Source organism: Chryseobacterium sp. HMWF035 (genome assembly GCF_003094695.1).
In the GTDB taxonomy this organism is placed as follows: domain Bacteria; phylum Bacteroidota; class Bacteroidia; order Flavobacteriales; family Weeksellaceae; genus Chryseobacterium; species Chryseobacterium gambrini.
In genome coordinates, this window is the sequence record NZ_QEHP01000080.1 from 82,554 (window position 1) to 103,550 (window position 20,997).

At 38.2% G+C, this 20,997-nt stretch carries 15 protein-coding genes; 1 reads left to right on the plus strand and 14 read right to left on the minus strand.

The annotated features are described in order from the left end of the window. Positions 1-56 precede the first annotated feature (56 nt). The 14 genes from DD829_RS12555 to DD829_RS12620 form a co-directional block, all read right to left on the minus strand. The gene (locus DD829_RS12555; RefSeq protein ID WP_108408709.1) at positions 57-1,667 is read right to left on the minus strand and encodes a glycoside hydrolase 43 family protein; all 1,611 of its coding nucleotides are present in this window, start codon (positions 1,665-1,667) and stop codon (positions 57-59) included. A 212-nt stretch (positions 1,668-1,879) separates the two neighbouring features. Next, positions 1,880-3,598: a glycoside hydrolase family 43 protein gene (locus DD829_RS12560; RefSeq protein ID WP_108408710.1), complete on the minus strand. Its 1,719-nt coding sequence runs from the start codon at positions 3,596-3,598 to the stop codon at positions 1,880-1,882. Between the two features lie 128 nt (positions 3,599-3,726). Then, the gene (locus DD829_RS12565) at positions 3,727-5,016 is read right to left on the minus strand and encodes an MFS transporter (RefSeq protein WP_108408711.1); all 1,290 of its coding nucleotides are present in this window, start codon (positions 5,014-5,016) and stop codon (positions 3,727-3,729) included. A 1-nt stretch (position 5,017) separates the two neighbouring features. After that, positions 5,018-5,650, minus strand: coding sequence for a bifunctional 4-hydroxy-2-oxoglutarate aldolase/2-dehydro-3-deoxy-phosphogluconate aldolase (locus DD829_RS12570; protein WP_108408712.1), 633 nt, complete (start codon positions 5,648-5,650; stop codon positions 5,018-5,020). After that, entirely contained in the window at positions 5,647-6,654 is a 1,008-nt protein-coding gene (locus DD829_RS12575; RefSeq protein ID WP_108408713.1) for a sugar kinase, read from the minus strand. Before DD829_RS12575 ends, DD829_RS12570 begins: the two co-directional genes overlap by 4 nt. Before the next feature lie 2 nt (positions 6,655-6,656). Beyond that, complete coding sequence (gene uxaC, locus DD829_RS12580) at positions 6,657-8,075, minus strand: glucuronate isomerase (protein ID WP_108408714.1); 1,419 nt, start codon at positions 8,073-8,075, stop codon at positions 6,657-6,659. 17 nt (positions 8,076-8,092) lie between these two features. Next, a complete protein-coding gene (locus DD829_RS12585) occupies positions 8,093-8,908 on the minus strand; it encodes an SDR family oxidoreductase (protein ID WP_108408715.1) in 816 nt (271 codons plus the stop codon). A gap of 119 nt (positions 8,909-9,027) precedes the next feature. Continuing rightward, positions 9,028-10,206: a mannonate dehydratase gene (uxuA, locus tag DD829_RS12590; protein WP_108408716.1), complete on the minus strand. Its 1,179-nt coding sequence runs from the start codon at positions 10,204-10,206 to the stop codon at positions 9,028-9,030. Between the two features lie 86 nt (positions 10,207-10,292). After that, entirely contained in the window at positions 10,293-12,236 is a 1,944-nt protein-coding gene (locus DD829_RS12595; protein WP_108408717.1) for a RagB/SusD family nutrient uptake outer membrane protein, read from the minus strand. A gap of 11 nt (positions 12,237-12,247) precedes the next feature. Further along, positions 12,248-15,127 (minus strand): SusC/RagA family TonB-linked outer membrane protein, encoded by a 2,880-nt coding sequence (locus DD829_RS12600; RefSeq protein ID WP_108408718.1) that lies wholly within the window; start codon positions 15,125-15,127, stop codon positions 12,248-12,250. 94 nt (positions 15,128-15,221) lie between these two features. Further along, entirely contained in the window at positions 15,222-16,550 is a 1,329-nt protein-coding gene (gene xylA / locus DD829_RS12605; RefSeq protein WP_076396190.1) for a xylose isomerase, read from the minus strand. 108 nt (positions 16,551-16,658) lie between these two features. Beyond that, entirely contained in the window at positions 16,659-18,143 is a 1,485-nt protein-coding gene (locus DD829_RS12610; RefSeq protein WP_108408719.1) for a xylulokinase, read from the minus strand. A 17-nt stretch (positions 18,144-18,160) separates the two neighbouring features. Continuing rightward, positions 18,161-18,877 carry an NUDIX hydrolase gene (locus DD829_RS12615; protein ID WP_076396194.1) on the minus strand — a complete coding sequence of 239 codons (717 nt, stop codon included), beginning with the start codon at positions 18,875-18,877 and terminating at the stop codon, positions 18,161-18,163. Between the two features lie 715 nt (positions 18,878-19,592). Beyond that, on the minus strand, positions 19,593-20,165 hold the full coding sequence (locus DD829_RS12620; RefSeq protein WP_108411305.1) for a hypothetical protein: 573 nt from the start codon (positions 20,163-20,165) through the stop codon (positions 19,593-19,595). Positions 20,166-20,298: 133 nt separating this feature from the next. On the opposite strand from DD829_RS12620, the gene DD829_RS12625 reads away from it, so the two are divergent. Further along, entirely contained in the window at positions 20,299-20,661 is a 363-nt protein-coding gene (locus DD829_RS12625) for a helix-turn-helix transcriptional regulator (protein ID WP_116547805.1), read from the plus strand. The last annotated feature ends 336 nt before the right edge of the window (positions 20,662-20,997 follow it).

A 20,997-nucleotide genomic window follows, 5' to 3' on the forward strand; every position in this document is an offset into this window, starting at 1 on the left:
ATAAAAAAGCGGGAGTGGAAGACGGATAAGCTACCCAAAAAATAATCCCACATTCATTACTCTGAAATGGTATTGACTCTGAAAAAGTCAACATCTACAAAACCGCCCAGATTCCTGGTTGCATAATTGAAGATTGCCAACTTGGAACCCATAAAAAATCTTCGGTAATCGAAAATCATTTTGTATCCTTTTTCCATTTCGGTCCAGTTTTTCTTATCGTTACTGTAATAGAAATCTGCCAGATCTTTTCCGAGGTTGAAATCGGCATCAATTCTAAAATAAACGGTATCGGAATTCAGGGGAATACGCTTTTTCTCTTCTTTTTTAACGCTTATAACTGCCTTAGTCTTATTATCTAAACTGACTGCATCGGCTGAAAAAACAATAAATTTTTTACCGCCTTCCATTATGACAGACAAAATGCCTGAGTCACCGTTGAAAGCACTGAAACCTGCAACATCGCCGTCTTTCATTCCTTTCACATTTAAAGAAACGATGCCGCTGGATTTAGGACCTTCCATTCTCTGCGTTAAGGTGTTTGGAGCGAGATACAAATTATCCACTACCCTGCTTGTTTTCAACCTTAGGAAGCCTTTTCTTTCGGATAGGGACCATGCTGAATTGACAGGATTATGATTCCACTGCCATTGAATTTTCATTTTTTTGCCGGAAAATTCGTCGCTTTCTATTAAATGATTTTTTGGTTTGAAGGTGGGAAGCGGAACTTCACCCGTTAAAGGTACTTTTCCGTTGTCACCTAAAACCGGCCAGTCGTTTTCCCATTTCACGGGAAGCAAAACCGGAACTCTTCCTACTCCATTTCTGTCCTGAAAGATCAGGGAATACCAGTTGCCATTCTTATCGTCAATCAAAGCACCCTGTCCGGCATAGGAAAATCCAAGAAAGTTGTCTTCCAAAACGACCTTTTTTTCGTACGGTCCGGTAACTTTATCGGCTCTGTACACTTCCTGACGGCGTTTTCCGTCTCTTGGCCAAGAAATCATCATCATATAATATTTTCCGTCTTTTTTAATGATCTGGTTGCCTTCTAAAAGTCCGGTTTCTGATTCATCTTTCTGAAAGACTTCTGTTCCGTCCTGATTTCCGATAATGGTTTTAAAATCGGGACTCAGCTCAAAAACTTTGTTTGAGGTGAAGACATATACCCGATCATCATCATCAAACAGCAAAGACGCATCATGAAAATGCCGGGTTCTCGTGATGAGTTTCCAGTTTCCTTTTTCAGGATTGTCGGTAACATAAAAATAGGATTTGAAAGGTTCGTCGTTCGGGGAAAACAAAACGTAGTATTTTCCTTTGTGATAACGGATGGAAGAAGCCCATTGTCCACGTCCGTAAACAGTTCCGTTTATCAAATCATACTTAGAATTATCATTCAGTACATCAAAAACATAGCTCGACATTTCCCAGTGTACCAGATCTTTGGAATGCATTACAGGAGCTCCCGGCATCAAATGCATGGTCGTGCTTATCAGATAAAAATCGTCACCGTTTCGCGTAATTGATAAATCCGGAGCATCCGCCCAAATGATGGGATTGGTAAAATGGGTTGTCGTCTTTTCAGAATGATTTATCTGGGCCGAAAGTGGATTCAGCCCGATAAATCCCAAAAAAGAAACTATATAAAATGGTCTATTAATTTTCACGGTTTTGCTATTTTGGTTTGGTTTTAATCAATTTAAAAAACACCTTGACAAACTCAGCAATTATTCACTGATAATCAATTTATTAAAAATCCGGATTAGTCTTTTTAAAGCCTGTATAATCTTTTATTTTGACTAAAGCCGAATTGGCTGTTCTTATTTGAAAACGGGCTGAAGCCCGTTCCTATTCATATTCCGGGTGATTACTTTTACTATTAATTCGGTACAATGTCATTGGAAGAAGTACTGTATAATCCAATGAGACTTCCTGTAAATCCACCAGCAACATCGGTAGAAAGGATGTCTCCCGAAACCGGACCGCCGAGATTTTTAAAGTTTTTGCCATCCAAAGAATAGCTAAAGCTGATTTCATCTTTTTCTCCTGTCACCTGAATTTTAATATTTTTTGAAAGTGAAATTTTTTCGCTTGCTATCAGTTTAGATTCCCCTTTTTCTGTTCTTTCCAAAACAATGTAGAAATCTTTATCTTTTTTTGTAATTCCGAAAACGTAGTTGAATCTTTCACTTTGGTAGCAAGTGATTCCTGCCAGTTCTTTTTCGGATTTAGGGTTAAAATCAAGCGTTACGGAGGTTTCAAAATCTTCGTGCTGCAATCTGTGGAATAATGCAGAAACAGGAGCTAAAGCTTTGATATTCGTCTCCATAGGATTCACTTTTACACCTGCTTTTGTAGTGGTGATAAAATTTTCGCGCGGTCCACGCATTGCAATCCAACGGAAATCCAGATTTTTATCGGTTAATTTATCATTATAGGTAAAATTTCCATTCGGGAAAAATCCGTTTTGTCCGGTCTGATTCTGAACGCCTTGTGGCATTTTCAATTTTGGCTTCATCGGAACCAGACCATTTTGAAATACAGGATATGTTCCGCTCCAGTCAACAGGAAGAATGAAGGTTTCCCTGCCTTTATTAACACGATTATTGACATTAGGACGAATGGCTAAAAATACACCGTACCATTGTCCGTTCGGACCTTCCACCAAATCTGCATGACCTGCCCAATCTACTTTTTCTTTTCTGTCTCTTGGAAAATATCTTTGGGTAAGAATTGGATTGTTTTTAGCCGGAACAAAAGGCCCTTTAGGAGAATCTGCCATAAAAATAACTTCGCTGTGGTTACCTCCGGTTCCGCCTTCTGCACACATCAGGTAATATTTTCCTTTGTATTTGTATAAATGAGGGCCTTCGATCCAGATTGGTTTTTGGGAAAGGTCTACTCCTCCGTTCACGATAATTTTGTCTGAACCTGCGACAACCTGATCTTTTTCCAGATCGTAATCCCACATTTTAATCACGCGGTGACCGTTGTACTGCTCGGTTCCTTTTGGCGGTGCATCGTTGTGAACGATGTAGGCTTTTCCGTCATCATCAAAGAAAATGGCAGGATCAATCCCTTCAAAATTCAGCTTTTGTACTTCGCTCCATCCTTTTGCCGGATCTTTGGTTTTCACGACCATATTCCCGACTCCACCTGCAATCTGGGTGGTAATCATATAAAATGTATCGTTGAATTTGTTGTATTTGATATCAGGTGCATAAATTCCCTGTGAAACACCGCCTTTTTCTACCTTAAGCTGGGAAGGTCTGTCCAAAACGTGACCGACCTGCTTCCAATTCACCAGATCCTTGGAAGTGAAAATAGGAACTCCGGGAAACATTGAGAAAGAAGAGTTTACTAAATAATAGTCATCTCCTTTTTTTGTAATACTTGGATCGGGATAACAGCCCTGAAGAATCGGGGAGTAAAATTCGTCCGGTTTCAGGGGATTTTCGTTGTATATTTTGTCGTTTCCACGATAGGTAAAATCTGAGAAAGTCTGTGCAGAAAAATGACTTACAGAAAGCAAAGAGGCAGCAGCCAACAAAGTAAGTTTATTTCTTAAAAAAATCGAATGCATTATTCTCTGTCTCATTATTATATTTTTAGATTATTGTTTAATATGGTATTTATGCTTTTTAATCTTGTCAGAAAAATATTGAATCTGACCTTTTTAAATCTTTCAAAGCTGCATTTTATTCCTCACTAAAAGCAGATGCAATTTTAATTCTTGTTTAACTCTTCAGTTACAGATTTCCTATTAATCAGTTTAATGATCAGCCATGCGGCAACATAAGAGATTCCTGCAATGAAGAAAATGATGTTGTATCCTCCATTAATATTTCCTGATTTTTTGAATGCATCCAGAACAACACCAATGAACAGAGGGAAAATGATTCCTGCCGCCGAACCGAGCATTCCGCCAAATCCGATCACGGAACTTACATGGCTATTGGGTAGCCTGTCTCCAACTGTTGTCATAAGATTCGCTCCCCAACCTTGGTGCGCAGCGGTTGCAAACGCAATAATAACCGTTATTATCCACATATTTTCTACATATTTTGAGAACATTACCGGTACGACCATTAATGCAAACAACAGCATCACGATGCTTCTCGCTCTTCCGATCGCCCAGCCTTTTTTAATTAAAAATGATGACAGATAACCGCCGCCAATGCTTCCGATGGTGGTTCCGCTGTAAATAACGATTAATGGAATAGAAGGTTTGGTTAAATCCATTTTGAAAACATCGGAAAAATAAGCGGGCAGCCAAAACATGAAGAAATACCAGATGGGGTCTGTCATTATTTTTCCGATGGCAAATGACCATGTTACTTTGTATTTCAATAATTCTGACAAGGGAATTTTTTCATGAGACTCAGACTGGGTTTGCTGGTCACTTTTAATGTATTGAAGTTCTTTCTGACTTAAAAGCTTCGATTTTTCCGGTGTGTAATAGAATTTCCACCAAAGAATAATCCATAATAAACCCAATGCGCCAATCCAGACAAAAGTCTGCTGCCATCCATAATGCCCCAGAATAAAAGGAACAAGAACAGGAGCTAGAATTGCCCCGACCGTTGCTCCCGAATTGAAAATCCCTGTTGCTAAAGCTCTCTCTTTTTTTGGGAACCACTCTGCAACAGATTTTATAGCCGCGGGAAAATTTCCGGCTTCGCTTAGACCTAAAGACATTCTTGCAACAATAAATCCTACTGTACTCTTCACAAAACCATGTCCTATAGAAGCCAGACTCCATACAATTAAAGAAACCGCATAACCAATTTTGGTTCCCACTCTGTCAATAAAACGTCCCATTGCCAGATAACCTAATGCATATGTTGCGGTAAAAGCCATCACAATATAGCTGTAATCTTTTTCGTCCCAGTGGAACTCGGTTTCTAATGTTGGTTTCAGCAATCCCATCACCTGACGATCAAGATAATTGATGGTTGTAGCGAGGAAAACCAAAGACAGCATCCACCATCTGAGATTCGTTTTAGGTATCTGCATTTTATTTTAATTGAATTAGTAATTTCTCCATCTTATCTTTTAATTCTTCGGAAGAAAGATTGAGATTAATCAGAGAACTTCCGAGTCCTACCGCAACAGCTCCACTTTCCATCCAACTGAGAATATCTTCCGGATCGGAACTGATTCCGCCGGTCAGCATAAATTCCATTTCGGGGAAAACCGGCCGGATCGATCTGATGTATTTTTTCCCTACGACATCCGCAGGAAATATTTTTACCATTCTGAGCCCGTTCTGATAAGCCAGATTTACGTCTGACGGGGTAAAACATCCCGGAATTAATAAAACATTTCTTTCCGAGGCATTTTTCACGATGGAGTCATCGATCACCGGTGTAATAATAAAGTCTGCACCCGCATTTACGTATTCATTCATCTCTGCTGCATTTTTTACGGTTCCTATTCCTAAGAAAAGTTCCGGAAATTCTGTCGCTGACAGTTCTTTCAGTTTACTGAAATTTTGTAAAGCAGATGCTCCACGATTGGTATATTCTACAACGCGGATTCCTGCTTTATAAAGCGATTCTACAATGGATTTTGAAACCTCGAAAGATTCATTGTAAAACAATGGAACGATCTTCTGGTCTTTTATTTTTTGTATGATTAGTAAATTCATAAATTCTCGATATTAATCGTTTCGTTGATGGTGTCGCCCTGTACAAAAAGTTTTTTAAAGGCTACTTTTACAGCATCATCCAGAATTCTCTGGTTTGCATTTCCTTTGATGATCCCATGAATAAGAGCCGCCATGAAAGAATCTCCGCTGCCTACTCTTTCCAGAATTTTATCAGAATAGTAGTGTTCTGATATGAATAATTTCCCTTCGGAATACAGGGTCGCAAAATAATGCACTTCATCTCCTTTTGTGAATCTGAAAGTATTGGCAATGCTTTCTACATTAGGATAGGATTTTTGAATTTCCAAAGCTGATTTTTCAGCCTGTTTTAAAAGGTTTTCATCATCAAAATTTCCATTCAATTCGTATTGGATTGAAATGTCCAGAAATTCCTGAATTGACCATATATTTCCCATTAAAACATTCACAAACGGCATCAGCTTTGAGATTTTATCAAACGGATTCTGATTCTGCCAAAGAGAAGCACGGTAATTCAGATCCAGAGAAACTTTGATATTCCGGGCATTGGCTTTCTTCATCAAATCAAAACATTTTTGAAAAGCATTCTCGCTCAAAGCCGGCGTAATTGTGCTTATATGAAGCCATGTAATATCCTGAAAAACTTCGTCATCGGAAAATCCTGAAAAGTCTGATTCTGAAAAAACGGAAGGAAAACGATCGTAGATCACTTTGGCATTCTGCATATCGCCATCAAAAGGAAGATAAAAGGTTCCCAGTCTGCCATTTGATCTTTCTGCGAGGATTTCTATTTTTTCCTGATTTAATTTTAATTCCAGTTGATCACCCAGATAATTTTCCGGTAATGCAGAATATAGAGAAACTTTATTTCCCCATTTGGAAAGAGCGAAAGCCACATTATATTCAGCTCCGCCTATATAAATTTTAACGGACTGATTTTCCAGCCAATTTCCATGAGAATCCGGAGCAAAATGCAAAAGCAGTTCTCCGAAGCATAAAATTTTATTTGAATTTCCCTTATTCATCCTTAAAAGTTGAAATAATTTTTGGCGTTGTAGTAACAGATATCCTGAATTATTCTTCCTACCCATTTTTCGTCATCGGGAAGAAGCCCTTCTTCCATTTCTCTTCCGAACATATTACAAAGCAATCTCCTGAAATATTCATGTCTGGAAAACGAAAGGAAGCTTCTGGAATCGGTAAGCATTCCGACAAAAGTGCTTATTAATCCAATATTCGAAAGTGTGTTCATCTGCTTCTGCATTCCATCCAACTGATCCAGAAACCACCATGCAGCACCGAACTGTATTTTTGAGCGGATTCCGGATTGGTTGAAATTGCCTGCAAGAGAAGCCAGAACTTCATTATAAGACGGATTTAAATTGTAAATAATTGTTTTTGCAAGTTTGTCTTCGGAATTGAGTTCATCAAAAAGAACACTCATTCTTTGAGCAAAATATTGTTCTCCGATTGCATCGAAACCTGTATTTGCGCCAAGACTTTTCAGCATGAGGGAATTGTTATTTCTTGTTGCCCCTACGTGGAACTGCTGAACCCAGCCTTTATCAGAGTACATTTTGCAAAGTTCTTTCAAAAGAAATCCGCAAAGCGCATCCGGATTGGAAAATACAGGTTTGTTGCCTTTCAGAAATTCTGAAAACTCTTTTTCCAGATCTGAATTCCATTTTGTTGTGTCCGGAAAATATTCAAACCCATGGTCTGAAACTTTAGCTCCAACCTCATCAAAATAATTGATTCTTGACTGAAGCGCATTCAATAAATCGAAAACCGAACTGATATTGATTCCGGAAGCTTTTTCGAGTTTTTTAAGATTCAGAATATATGATTCAGGATTAATTATGTTGATGTAAATATCCGGGCGAAAGCTCGGCAGAACCGTTGTACTAAAATTACCTGCTTTTAATTTTTTATGATGATCCAGCTTATCCGAAGAATCATCTGTTGTACAAAGTGCTTCCACTTTATAATTTCTGAGCAAATTCTGTGGTGTAAAATCAGGTTTCTGTAAGAAATCCTGCATTGAGCTGTAAATATCAGCCGCATTTTTACCGGATAAGTATTCCTTAATCCCAAAAGTATTTTTTAGTTCAAGATGAGTCCAGTGAAATAACGGATTCCGAAGGGTGTAAGGAACGGTTTCTGCCCACTTAAGAAATTTTTCCTCATCGGCTGCTTTTCCGGAAATGAAGTGTTCATCAATCCCAAAATTGCGCATCGCGCGCCATTTGTAATGGTCGCCTTCCAGCCATATTGCAGTAGGAGAACGGAAATTATGATTATGTGAAATGACATCAGGTTCCAAATGATTATGATAATCTATGATGGGCATTCCTTCTGCATAGCCAAAATAGAGGTTCTCTGCTTTTGCTGATCCCAGCAAAAACGAATCTCCGAAAACTTCTTTATTTTTAATGAAATGACTCATTATTCAATTTTAAAAAATTAAACTCCGCTGAAAGCACTAAAACCTCCGTCAACGGGAATCAAAGCTCCGGTAATGAAGCTTGCAGCATCTGAACAGAGAAACTGTACAGTTCCGTTTAACTCTTCCACTTCCCCGAATCTCTGCATGGGTGTTTTGGCAATTACCTTTTTGCTTCTGTCTGTTAAAGATCCATCAGGATTGAGTAAAATAGCACGGTTCTGATCTCCGATGAAAAATCCCGGCGCTACTGCATTTACACGGATTTTATCTCCGAATTTTAAAGCCAGATCGGAAGCCAGCCATTGGGTAAAATTGGTAATTGCTGATTTTGCCGCCGAATATCCGGCGACTCTTGTAATTGCAGAATATGCTGCCATTGATGAAATATTAACAATGCTGCCGCTTTTCTGTTCCGCCATTATTTTTCCGAAAACATAGCTAGGATAAACGGTTCCGTTGATATTAAGAGCAGTAACCTCATCCCATCCGCTGATATTCATGTCAAAAAATGACTGGTCGGGAGATAAGGTTGCTGAAGGAATATTTCCTCCGGCGATGTTCAGCAAAATATCTATTTTACCATATTTTTCGATGATTTTTTCTGATGCCTTTTCCAGACTTTCAATGTTCATTACATTGGCTTCCACAGCAAATGCATTATCTTCTGAACCTGCAAGTTCCTTTACACGGGACTGCAGTGTTTCGTGATTTCTTCCTAACATTACCACTTTTGCACCGGCTTCGATAAAACTTTTGGCAAGACTTCCTCCCAAAACGCCGGAAGCTCCTGTAATGACTGCGACTTTATCTTTTATGCTGAATATTTTGTTCATTTTTTATTTTTGATGAATGATGGTTGATATTGAACCCTTCGGGTTCGCTGTTCATTGTATTCTGTTTGCCATAGGTTTCACCTACGGTTATTTGTATTGAACCCTTCGGGTTCTTTTTCCTAAAGTTTTTTGTTCATTTCATTTTGTACGGCTGCCATTACTCCTTCTATCTGTCCTAAAGCCAACATCCTTCCAAGGAAAGAGTATCCCGGATTATAGCCTTTATCTGTATCTTCCGATAGTAATCTTCCGTGATCGATTCTCATGGGCAGATCGGGATTTTCTTTTTCGAATACTCTTATTACGTCGATTAATTTTCCTCTTCCGCCTAAATGATGTGCTTCGATGAAGTCTCCGTTTTCAAAAACATTGGTGCTTCTGAGATGAACAAATTTTGTTCTGTGAGCAAATTTCTGAGCCAGTTTCGGAACATCATTTTGTAGATTGGCACTCAGAGAACCTGCACAGAAAGTGAGTCCGTTATGGGGATTGTTTACTGCATTCAGAAACCAGTCAATGTCTTCTTCGTTTGTTACAATTCTTGGTAAACCGAGTAAAGCAAAAGGCGGATCATCGGGATGAATACACATCTGGATATTCCATTCTTCACAAACCGGCATTATTTTTTCGAGGAAATATTTCAGGTTTTCGCGAAGCTGATTTTTATCAATTCCATGATATAAAACCAGTAAATTATTGAATTTTTCTACTGGGTTTAATTCACCTTCCCTGATGTTTCCGTTGACGAATCCCTGTGTTTTTACAATAACAGAATCGATCAAATCATGGTTGTCTTTTTCCGTGAGTGTATTTTTAAGTTCTTCAACTTTTTGCAGAATTTCCTGAGTGTAATCTTTTTCTGCTCCTTCTCTTTTGAGAATATGAATTTCAAAATAAGCAAATTTAGCTTTATCAAAATATAATGAAGAAGAACCGTCTTCCCATTCGTGGAAAAGATCTGTTCTTGCCCAATCTAAAACCGGCATGAAGTTGTAGCAGACTGTAGTTACCCCTGCTTTTCCTAAGTTTTCAAGACTTTTAATATAATTTTCTATTAAAAAATCACGGTCTTCACCTCCGTATTTGATCGCTTCGCTTACAGGAAGACTCTCCACAACAGACCAGCGAAGACCGTGACTCTCTATATAATTTTTGTAATCGTTAACAGCCTCTAACCTCCAGATTTCTCCGTTAGGAATATCGTGCAATGCAGAAACAATACCTTCCACCCCAATTTGTAAAAGGGTTTGTAATTTAATTTTATCGTTTTTCCCAAACCAACGCCATGTTTTTTCCATACCATTAAAATTTTTAATTAAAAAACAAGGCAGATGTTTTAGGATCTGCCCTGTAAACTATATATGAATGTGAAACTAACTCACTTTTAATAACCAGGATTCTGATATTTTGCTTTTTCATCAGCAGTTGCACCACTCATTGCATCGATTTGTCCCTGCGGAATCGGTCTCAGATAATGGAACGGCTGAATATTACGTGTTACAGTCTGTGGTGTATGGTTTCCATAAGCAGTACCTCCGATTTTATAAGAAGCTGCATATTCTCCCCATTTCTGTGTACGCACCAAATCGTACCATCTGTAGAATTCTCCGTAGTATTCACGGGATCTTTCTGCCAGAATATAATCAACAGTGATTACAGAAGGCGTTGCAGCAGTCATTGCGGCACTATTATCTGCAATGTACGTTGTATTTTGAGCGTTATTAAATTTCCATTTACCTGCTCTTGCACGGATTACGTTAATTAAATCTCTCGCCGTCATAGAACCTGATGCTCCTTTTACAGCTGCTTCTGCTGCGATAAAGTAGAATTCTGAGAATTTTGCGACATTGAAAGGTCTTGTTAAACCTGCATTAGGATATCCTAATCCATTTGGATCATCCGTACGGTACGTACCGATTTTCCACAATCCCGGATAAACGATTCTGCTGATTCCGTTTGGTGCAACTACCCAATCTGCTCTTCCCGGCAAAGTACCTGCACCCACACCGTTTTGCCCTGCTCCTGAAGGATAAGTTGGCGTCTGGGAATCATCGTTAAGGAAGCTCAGAATAGCACCTCCCGGCTGTACAGGTAAGTTATTGGCATTGTACAGAACAGGGTTTGTAACACCTGCTTTGTCCCAGTTACCTCTGTAAGTCGTAACAAAAGTACCGTCATATCTTGAATCGGTCGTTTTATCAGCAAATGTATTCTGAATAACGCCAATCGGAGGAGCCATACGAACCCATGGACGACCTAAAGATTGTGTAGCAGCACGCTGTACAGAACTTACAGCAGTAAAGGTTGTTGCAGAACTGCTGCTCTTCAGATTGGTGTAGTTCCATGTCTGCATCCATGCTGCGAAGTTATCAGGAGCCCATCCTGAACCGAAACCTACAGGATCTGATTCGTTATAAAATGCACTTGCCTGAGTATGATCTGCATACAGCATACATTCGTTATTTCTATCGTTTGATCCTACATTTACATCGTAAAATGTAGGTTGTAAAGCATATGGACCGGGAGTAGTTATTCCCTGCATAGCTGTGTCATAAGCCTGCTGGAAATACCATTGTGCATTATGACCGTCCGGATCTGTTCTGGGAGCGTCCGGATACGTTGGAATGCTATTGGGATTCTGCAGCCACCATCCGTATGTAAGGTAGGCTTTTGCTAAAAATAATCTTGCAACATTTTTCGTTACTCCTCCGGTTACTCTTGGTGAAGCAGGTAAATTATCTATTGCTTTTCTCAGATCAGGAAAAATTCCTCTGGTATAAACTTCCGGAACGGTATTTCTCTTAGAAGTTGTTATCGCATTTGTATTCAGTGCAAGTTCTCCTGCTCCCAAATCTAACGGAACTCCCCCATACGTCTGAACCAGCATAAAGTAATCAAATGCTCTGAAGAATCTTGCTTCGGAAATTAATGATTCTGCCACTCCAAACTGCGGACCTCTTTCTACAATTCCGTTTGCGGTATTAATAGAAGGGAATACGGATCCCCAAATCATACTCGGAGGGAAAGAAGATGGTGTAACGTTACCATTTCCTGAAAAGTCCAATTCTTTAAAGTTTCCGTCTGCACTCTGTGCAAAAGTAGATTCGTCGGTTCCGTTCTGGCAGTTACTCATGAAGTAGCCGTTACCATACAATAAACGCAAACTTCTGTATAAAGATGTAACCCCTGCTGTTACCCCATCCGGCGTATTAAAATAATCCACCGTATAGTTAGATCTTGGCTGTTCGTCCAGAATTTCATTACAACTGGATAAGCAAAGCGAGAAGAAAAACGCTCCTAAAACTATTTTTTTATTAAACTTGATCATGATTTTGTAATTTAAAAAGATAAATTGATTCCCATTAGATAATTACGTGTAGACGGGTTATTGGTTCCTATAATCAGCTGACGCGCGTTATAAGGAAGACTGCTGTTTACCGCCTGATTCTGGTTACCGTAAGAGTTCGGTTCCGGATCCATCCCGGATTCTTTATAATAAGGAGAGAAAAGAACGAGAGGATTAGTTACGGTTACATAAATTCTTAAACTATTTAATTTCAGATCATCTAAAAATTCTTTCTTCAAATTATAACCTAGTGTTATTGTTCTCAGTTTAAGATATGATCCATCGAAGTAAGCAAGAGTAGAACCATATTTCGGGTTGTCTCCACTCATTATTCCTCCGGGTTTAGGATATCTTACATTCGGGTTTTCTGCCGTCCAGTAATCTACATCCACGTTATTCCCTCTTCCCGTTAATCTGTTAAGATATCCCGAAGAACCATAAATAGAACTGATTAAAACACCCCCATGCTGAAATGCACCTACGGTACTCAATTCAAAATTTTTGTAAGCAAATCTCATGTTGAAACCACCCTGCCAATCCGGTGCGGTATCTATAATTTGTCTGTCGTCCGGACCTATTGCTCTTACCGGAGTACCATCTGCATTGTAACCGCCGGTGTAAAGGACTTTAATCATTCCTACATTACCCCCCGGTTCCAATATATTCAGGTAAGGATCTCCCTGCTGCCACAAACCAATGTTCTGATAGTCATAGATCGCATTGATATTATGTCCAACAAACCAGTTGTTCGCCACATCACGGGTAGTCCCTGAATTCAAAGCTAAAATCTGATTTCTGTTGGCATACCAGTTAACCCCTGCATCCCAGCTGAAACCATCAGGATTGTTTATGATCGTACCATTAAGTGAAACTTCCCAACCTTTGTTTTCTATCTGGCCTATATTGTTTGTTACACTTGCAATACCTCCGGATATAGGAAGATTTGTAGGAGACAATACCTGCTCTGTTTTGGTTCTGTAATACTCTACAGTACCTGTCAATCTATTATTAAATAATCCGAAATCCAAACCAAAGTTATTGGTTTTAGAATATTCCCAACCCAGCTCAGGATTTGGCGCGGTAGTGATATATACCCCTGTCGTATTTGTATTTCCGAAATTATACGGAACAACCCCTAAAGTTCCTTTGGTAGTGTACGGACCAACCGCCTGATTGGAAGTCTGCCCCCATCCGTATCTTAATTTGAACTGGTTGATGGCTTTGAGACTCTGCATGAAAGATTCATTCGCCAAATTCCAGCCTAACGATATTGCGGGATAGGTATGCCATTTGTTACCCGGTGCCAAAACAGATGCACCATCTGCACGAAGCGTTGCCGTAATCATATACTTATTATCGTAGGTATACATAGCACGTCCCATATACGATATAAGCCCTCTCTGTACATATATCTGATCTTCAGGCTTTACAGAAATATCTGCTTGTGGAGACTGTCCCAAATTATAATACTGGAAAAAGTCTGCCGGTACATTTTTGGCACTCATATAGCTGCTGATATACCGATTGCCTTCTGCAGAATATAAAGCTACAGCGTTGATCTTATGTTTTCCAAAAGTTTTGTCATAGGTTAATAAATTTTCTAAAGTCCAGTGATAAGTCTGACTGTTTCCTTTTCCTGCACTGGATGGAGCTGCCGCATTCACATTAAAAACTCCTACTCCTGTATAGTTTCCGCTGTTAGAAGTGGTATAATCCAACCCGACATTTAATCTGTATTTCAAACCGCTAATCGGTAAGCTTACTTCTCCATATAAATTATTGTACGAAGAAAGACCTTTGCTTTCATCTACATATTTATCCCCCAGATTTTCGAGGGTCTTTCTGATGTATACCCAAGACTGATCAATATTCGATGCCGTACTGATGGTTCTTTTGATAGTGCCATCCGGATTATAAGGGTTTGCTAACGGAGAGTTGCCCAGAACCGGCGCTCCTGCCACGCCATTCCCTTCTGACACTGTATAGTTGGTATTGGATGTAAATCCGAATTTGAAGCTTTTACCAACCTGCTGGTCCAGAGCGATCCTTAATGAGAATCTTTCATAACTCTGGATCGGAATTAAAGCATCCTGTTTAAAATAGGATAACCCTACGTTATAGTTACCACCTTCTGTTCCACCTGAAACCCCTACATCATGACTGGTCATCATCGCCGGTTTATAATACAGCTTTTGCCAGTCTGTATTGGTGTCTAACGTTTCATCTTTTCCTAATCCGTAAATATTTCCGGCATCAGCTCTTAATTTAGCTAATTTAGGACCATCCATCATCGGAAACCTTGAAAACAAGGTCTGAACTCCTGTAAAAGAATTGTACGTAAATCTCGGTTTCTGACCTTTGGAGCCTCTGTTGGTTGTTACCAAAATAACTCCATTTGCTCCTCTGGAACCATAAATTGCAGTTGCAGAAGCATCTTTCAGGATATCTATACTTTTAATGTCACTGGAACTGATATCACCAAGTGATCCCACAAACGGAATTCCATCAAGAACAATTAACGGATCATTAGCATTGGGTGTTAAAGATCTTGTTCCTCTGATGCGAATTTGCATACTTGCTCCGGGTTTGGTAGAGGTCTGGCTAATATCGACACCTGCTGTTCTTCCCTGCAATGCCTGAGTAATGTTAGCAGTAGGTACTTCTCTTAAAACATCACCTTTTACGGATGCTACAGAGCCCGTTACGGCTTCTTTTCTTTGGGTTCCGTACCCGATTACCACTACTTCTTCTATTTTTTTCTCCTTAGCAACAGTATCTTTTTTACTCTGAGAATAGGCTAAACCGGAAGGTAATAAAGCCATCGCAAAAAAGAGCGCTGCTTTATTGGTTTTAGCTAAATAAGATCGATTCATAATTATTACGTTTAATATTAGGGTTGAATAAAAAGGCTATTAATAATTATCGTTTTGAAAAATCCTTAGTGTTTAGCAGCCTTTTTACGTTTATTTAGATATACATATTCACAATCGCTTCAAACAGTTCCTGCTTTCCGCTTTTTGGCTGTGGTTCCCCAATTTCATGAGCTATTCTCTGAAGATCTTCCAAAGTAAGCGTTCCTGCTTCAAAAGCCTTTCCGTTTCCGTTATCGAAAGATGCGTAACGGTCTGTTCTCAGTTTTTTATAATCTGAATTTTCAAGAATATCTGCTGCCGCTAAAAGTCCTTTCGCAAAAACATCCATCCCCGAAATATGAGAAATAAACAAATCTTCAGGATCAATAGAGTTTCTTCTGATTTTAGCATCGAAGTTAACTCCTCCGTTTCCTAAACCTCCTGCAGGAAGTAAAACCAGCCACGCCTGAACCATATCTAAATAATCTACCGGAAACTGATCTGTATCCCACCCGTTCTGATAATCTCCCCTGTTTGCATCGATGCTTCCTAAAAGTCCTGCATCTACTGCCACCTGAAGTTCATGCTCGAAAGTATGTCCTGCCAATGTAGCGTGGTTCACTTCAATATTTAATTTAAAATCTTTATCTAATCCGTAATGTCTCAGGAAGCCGATCACCGTTTCAGAATCGTAATCATACTGGTGTTTTGTAGGTTCCATCGGTTTTGGCTCAATAAGGAAAGTTCCTGTAAAACCTTGCTGACGGGCGTAGTCTCTGGACATGGTAAGAAAACGTGCCAAATGGTCTTTTTCACGCTTCATATCGGTATTCAAAAGGCTCATATATCCTTCTCTACCACCCCAGAAAACGTAGTTTTCGCCACCAAGAGCAATTGTAGCATCGATGGAATTTTTAACCTGAGTTCCTGCGCACGCAACCACATCAAAATTCGGATTCGTGGAAGCTCCGTTCATGTATCTTTCGTGCGTGAAAACGTTTGCCGTTCCCCATAAAAGTTTAATTCCTGTTTCCTGCTGCTTTTGTTTTGCATATTCCACTACAGCCTGAAGATTCTTCTCGTAGTCTTTCCAGTTATCGGCAGGATCTACAAGATCGATGTCGTGAAAACAATAGTAATTGAAGCCCATTTTAGACATAAATTCGAAACCGGCATCCATTTTATGCATTGCTCTGGTTACAGCATCGTTTCCGATGTCCCATGGATGATGAATTGTTGGTCCTCCAAACGGATCGCTCCCGTTTGCACACAAGGTATGCCACCAAGCCATCGCAAAACGCGTCCAGTCTTTCATAGGTTTTCCCATCACAATTCTTTCTGCATCATAATATCTGAAAGCCATTGGATTTCTGCTTTCTTTCCCTTCAAACTTGATTTTGTCGATACCTGTAAAAAACTCTTTCGTACCTGTTAAAGTGTTCATATATTTGTTATAATTTTTAGTTTAATTTTAAAATTCAACATAAAGTTTCCCTGCTCACTGATCCTTGAGGGTCAATAAGTACAATAAAAAATCTTTTTGTATTGGTGATTATACTATTTCGTTAAGATGCTGTTTCCATCTCGAATAGGCTTCTAAGTATTGTTCTCTTTTTTCCAGTTGCGGTTCTATTACGGCTATTCTTTCCAGAGAGGCAAAGGCTTCTTTAGAGTCTGCGTAAAAGCCGATCCCCATTCCTGCGGCTCTTGCAGCACCTACCGCGCCGTCGGTATCATAAAGTTCAATAACGGCATTACTTACTCCGGCTAATGATTTTCTGAAAATTGAACTCAGGAACATATTGGTATTTCCTGCCCGAATTACCTGAATATCCATCCCGATATTTCTCATGATATCCATTCCGTATTCATAGGAAAATACTATTCCCTCCTGTGCGGCACGCAGAATATCTCCTTTGGTATGGATATTAAAATTAATCCCGTGAATGGAGCAATTGGTTTCTTTATTTTCGAGTACTCTTTCTGCTCCGTTCCCGAAAGGAATGATGCTTAATCCTTTGGCTCCTACCGGTGAAAGCGACGCCATATCGTTCATGTCTCCGTAAGAAGACAGGGAGGTTGCCAGATTATGTTTTAACCATGAATTTAAAATTCCTGTTCCGTTAATGCAAAGTAAAACTCCTAATCTCGTTAATTCTTCGGTATGATTAACGTGCGCGAAAGTATTTACTCTTGATAGTTTATCGTAGTCTAATTTATCTAAAACACCGTAAACAACGCCTGAAGTTCCTGCTGTGGAAGCAATTTCTCCCGGATTGAAAACATTTAATGACAACGCATTATTTGGCTGATCTCCTGCTCTGTAGGAAATGGGTGTTCCTTCTTTTAATCCTAATTCCTGCGCTGCTACAGCAGAAACGGTGGACTGAATCCCGAATGTAGGTACGATTTCAGGAAAAAAGCTTTTCGGAATCCCGTAATAATTAATGACATCTTCTGAGATGCAATTGTTTTTAAAGTCCCAGAAAATCCCTTCTGATAATCCTTCAACCGTAATACCGATCTCTCCGGAAAGTCTCATGGCAATGTAATCTCCGGGAAGCATTATTTTATCTATTTTCCCGAAAATTTCAGGCTCATTTTCTTTTACCCAGGCTAATTTTGACGCGGTAAAATTCCCCGGCGAATTCAGCAAATGAGATAAGCATTTCTCTTCTCCGATTGCTTTAAAGGCTTTTTCACCGTAAGGAACAGCGCGACTGTCGCACCAGATGATGGATGGTCTTAGCAGGTTCTGATCTTTATCTACTAAAATTAAACCGTGCATTTGCCACGTAATACCAATTCCCTTAATGTCTTCTGCATGTATACCGGCTTCATGCATTACCCCTTCATGTGCCAATTTCAGATTTGTCCACCAGTCGACAGGATTCTGCTCTGCCCAACCCGGATGTACCGCAGTAATTTTCATTTCTTTTTTAGGAGAAAATTCGGATGCGATTACTTTTCCGCTGGATGCCTCGATGAGACAAACTTTCACAGAAGAACTGCCGATATCATAGCCTAGTAAGTACATATAGTTTTAAAAAGGTATTATTTTATTAGTTTAGTATTGTTTTTCTTGTAAATTTTGGCATCGAATTTATAATATCGGGCTGCGCGGTGTGATACATTTTTTTCAATCTCATCCAATGGAATGATGTAATTGAATGAAGAGATTTTTTTATGAAAGTTCTTAATATCAATTTGTTTTTCACTTAATGCACTGTACAACTGGTAAAGCTGTCTGATGGTGAATTTCTTGGGAAGCAGCTCAAAAATAATAGAGAAATCTACTTCTATCCATTTTCTTACTTCCCCCAAAGATTCATTAATAATCTTATTATGATCAAACGGCAGAGAGGGAACCTCATCTATGGGAAACCAATCTACTGTACTGTATTTTGTACTGTTAATCTTATGATCAATCTTACACAGAGAAAGATAAGCAACGGTAATAATCCTGTCGATATGCTGTTTGTACTCTGTTCCCATCCATTGGATGTCGTTTTCATTATTGGCTCTCATAGGATCTGCAAAACACTTAAACTGTTTCAGAACCATTTTTTTAATTCCTGTAAGCTCGTGCAGTACTCTTTCTGCAGCATCGTCCACATCCTCATCACTAAAAATAAGACTTCCCGGAAGCTTTATCTGTTTTTCCTGGTCCAGATGTCTTTCTACCAATAAAATATTTAATCTGTTTTCGTGGTCGAAACCAAAAACAACACAATCAACCGAAACATAGGTATGTATAAAATTGGGGCTCATGCAAGTGTTAACATTTATGTAACATGACAAATATAAAAATTCAAATGAATAAAAAAAATAAATTTCACACTAAGACCTAAATATCAGCAATTTACATATCGATTTTTTATGAAAACATTCACATACAAATTATGATAAGGTTATCATTAAAATTACACTTATCAATATTGTAACCGATCAGTTAACAAGTATTTATGATGAAGAATACCGGAAGAAAACAGGTGCTTTTTTCAGAAAAATATTATGATAAGAATTAGAAAAAAATAAATCAAAAAAAAACATAAACAAGTGTAAAAAAAACACTTTTAAACAAAAAAAACGTTAAAAATTGATATTATTTTTTACCATTTTTGCACGTAAGCCATCGGAAAATTACAAATAACAGAATTTTAGTAGGTTTTTGAAATAAATTCTCCGCAGGAAGAAATCATTAATAAAATGTTTAAAGACACACTTCTTGAAGTCACAAAAAAACCGGCATTGGAAGTTGACTTCAAGCCGGTTTTTATTTCATCCTGATTGTAATTGATTATCCCGTTGTTTAAGCTAATTTATAATTAACTACAAAAGGCGCAAATGATGGACTAAACTTGTATGTAAATGTGATTACAAATGAAGTTCATACCAACCTTAAAAATCTCTGATGTTTTATGCTTTTGAGGGTTTAAAATATTCTAATCATTTCATTTTGGCGCGTTGGATTGAAAGAAAATATTTATGTTGACTGAAGTTCAGCAGTCTGTTGCTGTTCATGCGAAAGTTTTTCCCTGTTACTTTCACGTTCCAGAATCAGCCATGCTGCATCCAGCATTTTGATGAGGAGCAAATACGGATCTACGATATTGCACTCCGGTGCATTATTGAAAGTTCCGAGCGAGAAATACACGACTTCCGAGAGAAACTCCTCGAATTCCTCAAGACGGTATTTTTTAAAGGCTTTCCTGAAAACTTTTGCCGGATCGCGATATTCTTTTTCCGACAATGAACCCTTCAAAATCGGATTTTTGTGTTCCGAAAGTTCATGAACCAGCCATTTTCCGCGATCGTTTCTAAGGGAATATGCTGCGCGAATAAACGACCGGAGCGACTGGTGAAAATAAAAGATAACGGAAGCATCTTCCGGAATCCGTGTTTTGCGGTGTGCGGCATATTGCATGATGAGATTTAGATGCTTTTTGGCGGTTGCCCAATCTTGAAACTGGAAAAATACTTCCATCAGCGAAAGTGCGGAATGTTTCTTCCGGCCGCACCAAAAGCGGGATTCAAAGTCTATGCTTTTCTTTTTCATACAAAGAAGATTTTGTGTTTTTATTGTTTTTTGGGGTTGCTTATGTAACTTATTTTACAAATGTAATAAAAAACTTCACATTCGATACAAATTTGTATCGAATAATTTTATCTAATATTTCAAATTTTACTGTATGCAAGAATATAGTAATGAAGAAATTGACGCATTAGGTTTACAGATAGGTTGTATAATCAGAGTAGAAAGACTTAGAAAAAAATTATCACAAGAAAATCTTGGACTTCTAATTGGATCTAATAAAACAACAATAGGTCGATTAGAAAGGTATGAGCATTCTACAAGTTGGAAAATTCTATATAGAGTAAGCCAATCATTAAGCATTGATTATAATGAATTATTCATCCTTAAACCATTGGATTTTATATTATCTGTAATTAAAGAATCTTTTGATTTAGAAGAAAAGCTTACTGCTGAAAAAGAATTGTTTTATAAGAACTTAGAAATTGATGCAAGAAAAATTTTTGGTAGAATTAAATAATTACTAATTATTACAACTTTAAAATAGACAATTTATTAAACAAAATTGAACGCTTTGGTATTGAAATATTTAAAAATATATCAAACTTGCTAATAAATCCTGACTAGAGTTGGGATTTTTGCATCAAAATTATACATCAATTTATCATGATAATCAATTAGAAATATGGATTAAACATTAAAAAAACTATTTTATTTTTGTAATTTAGTAATGTTTAAATCTAAAACATATTTAATATTTTAAAATTTAATCAATTAAAAATTCATCATACTAGTTATATTAGTAACCAAACCAATTTTTATTATATTTACATATTAAATAGCACTGCATTTAATG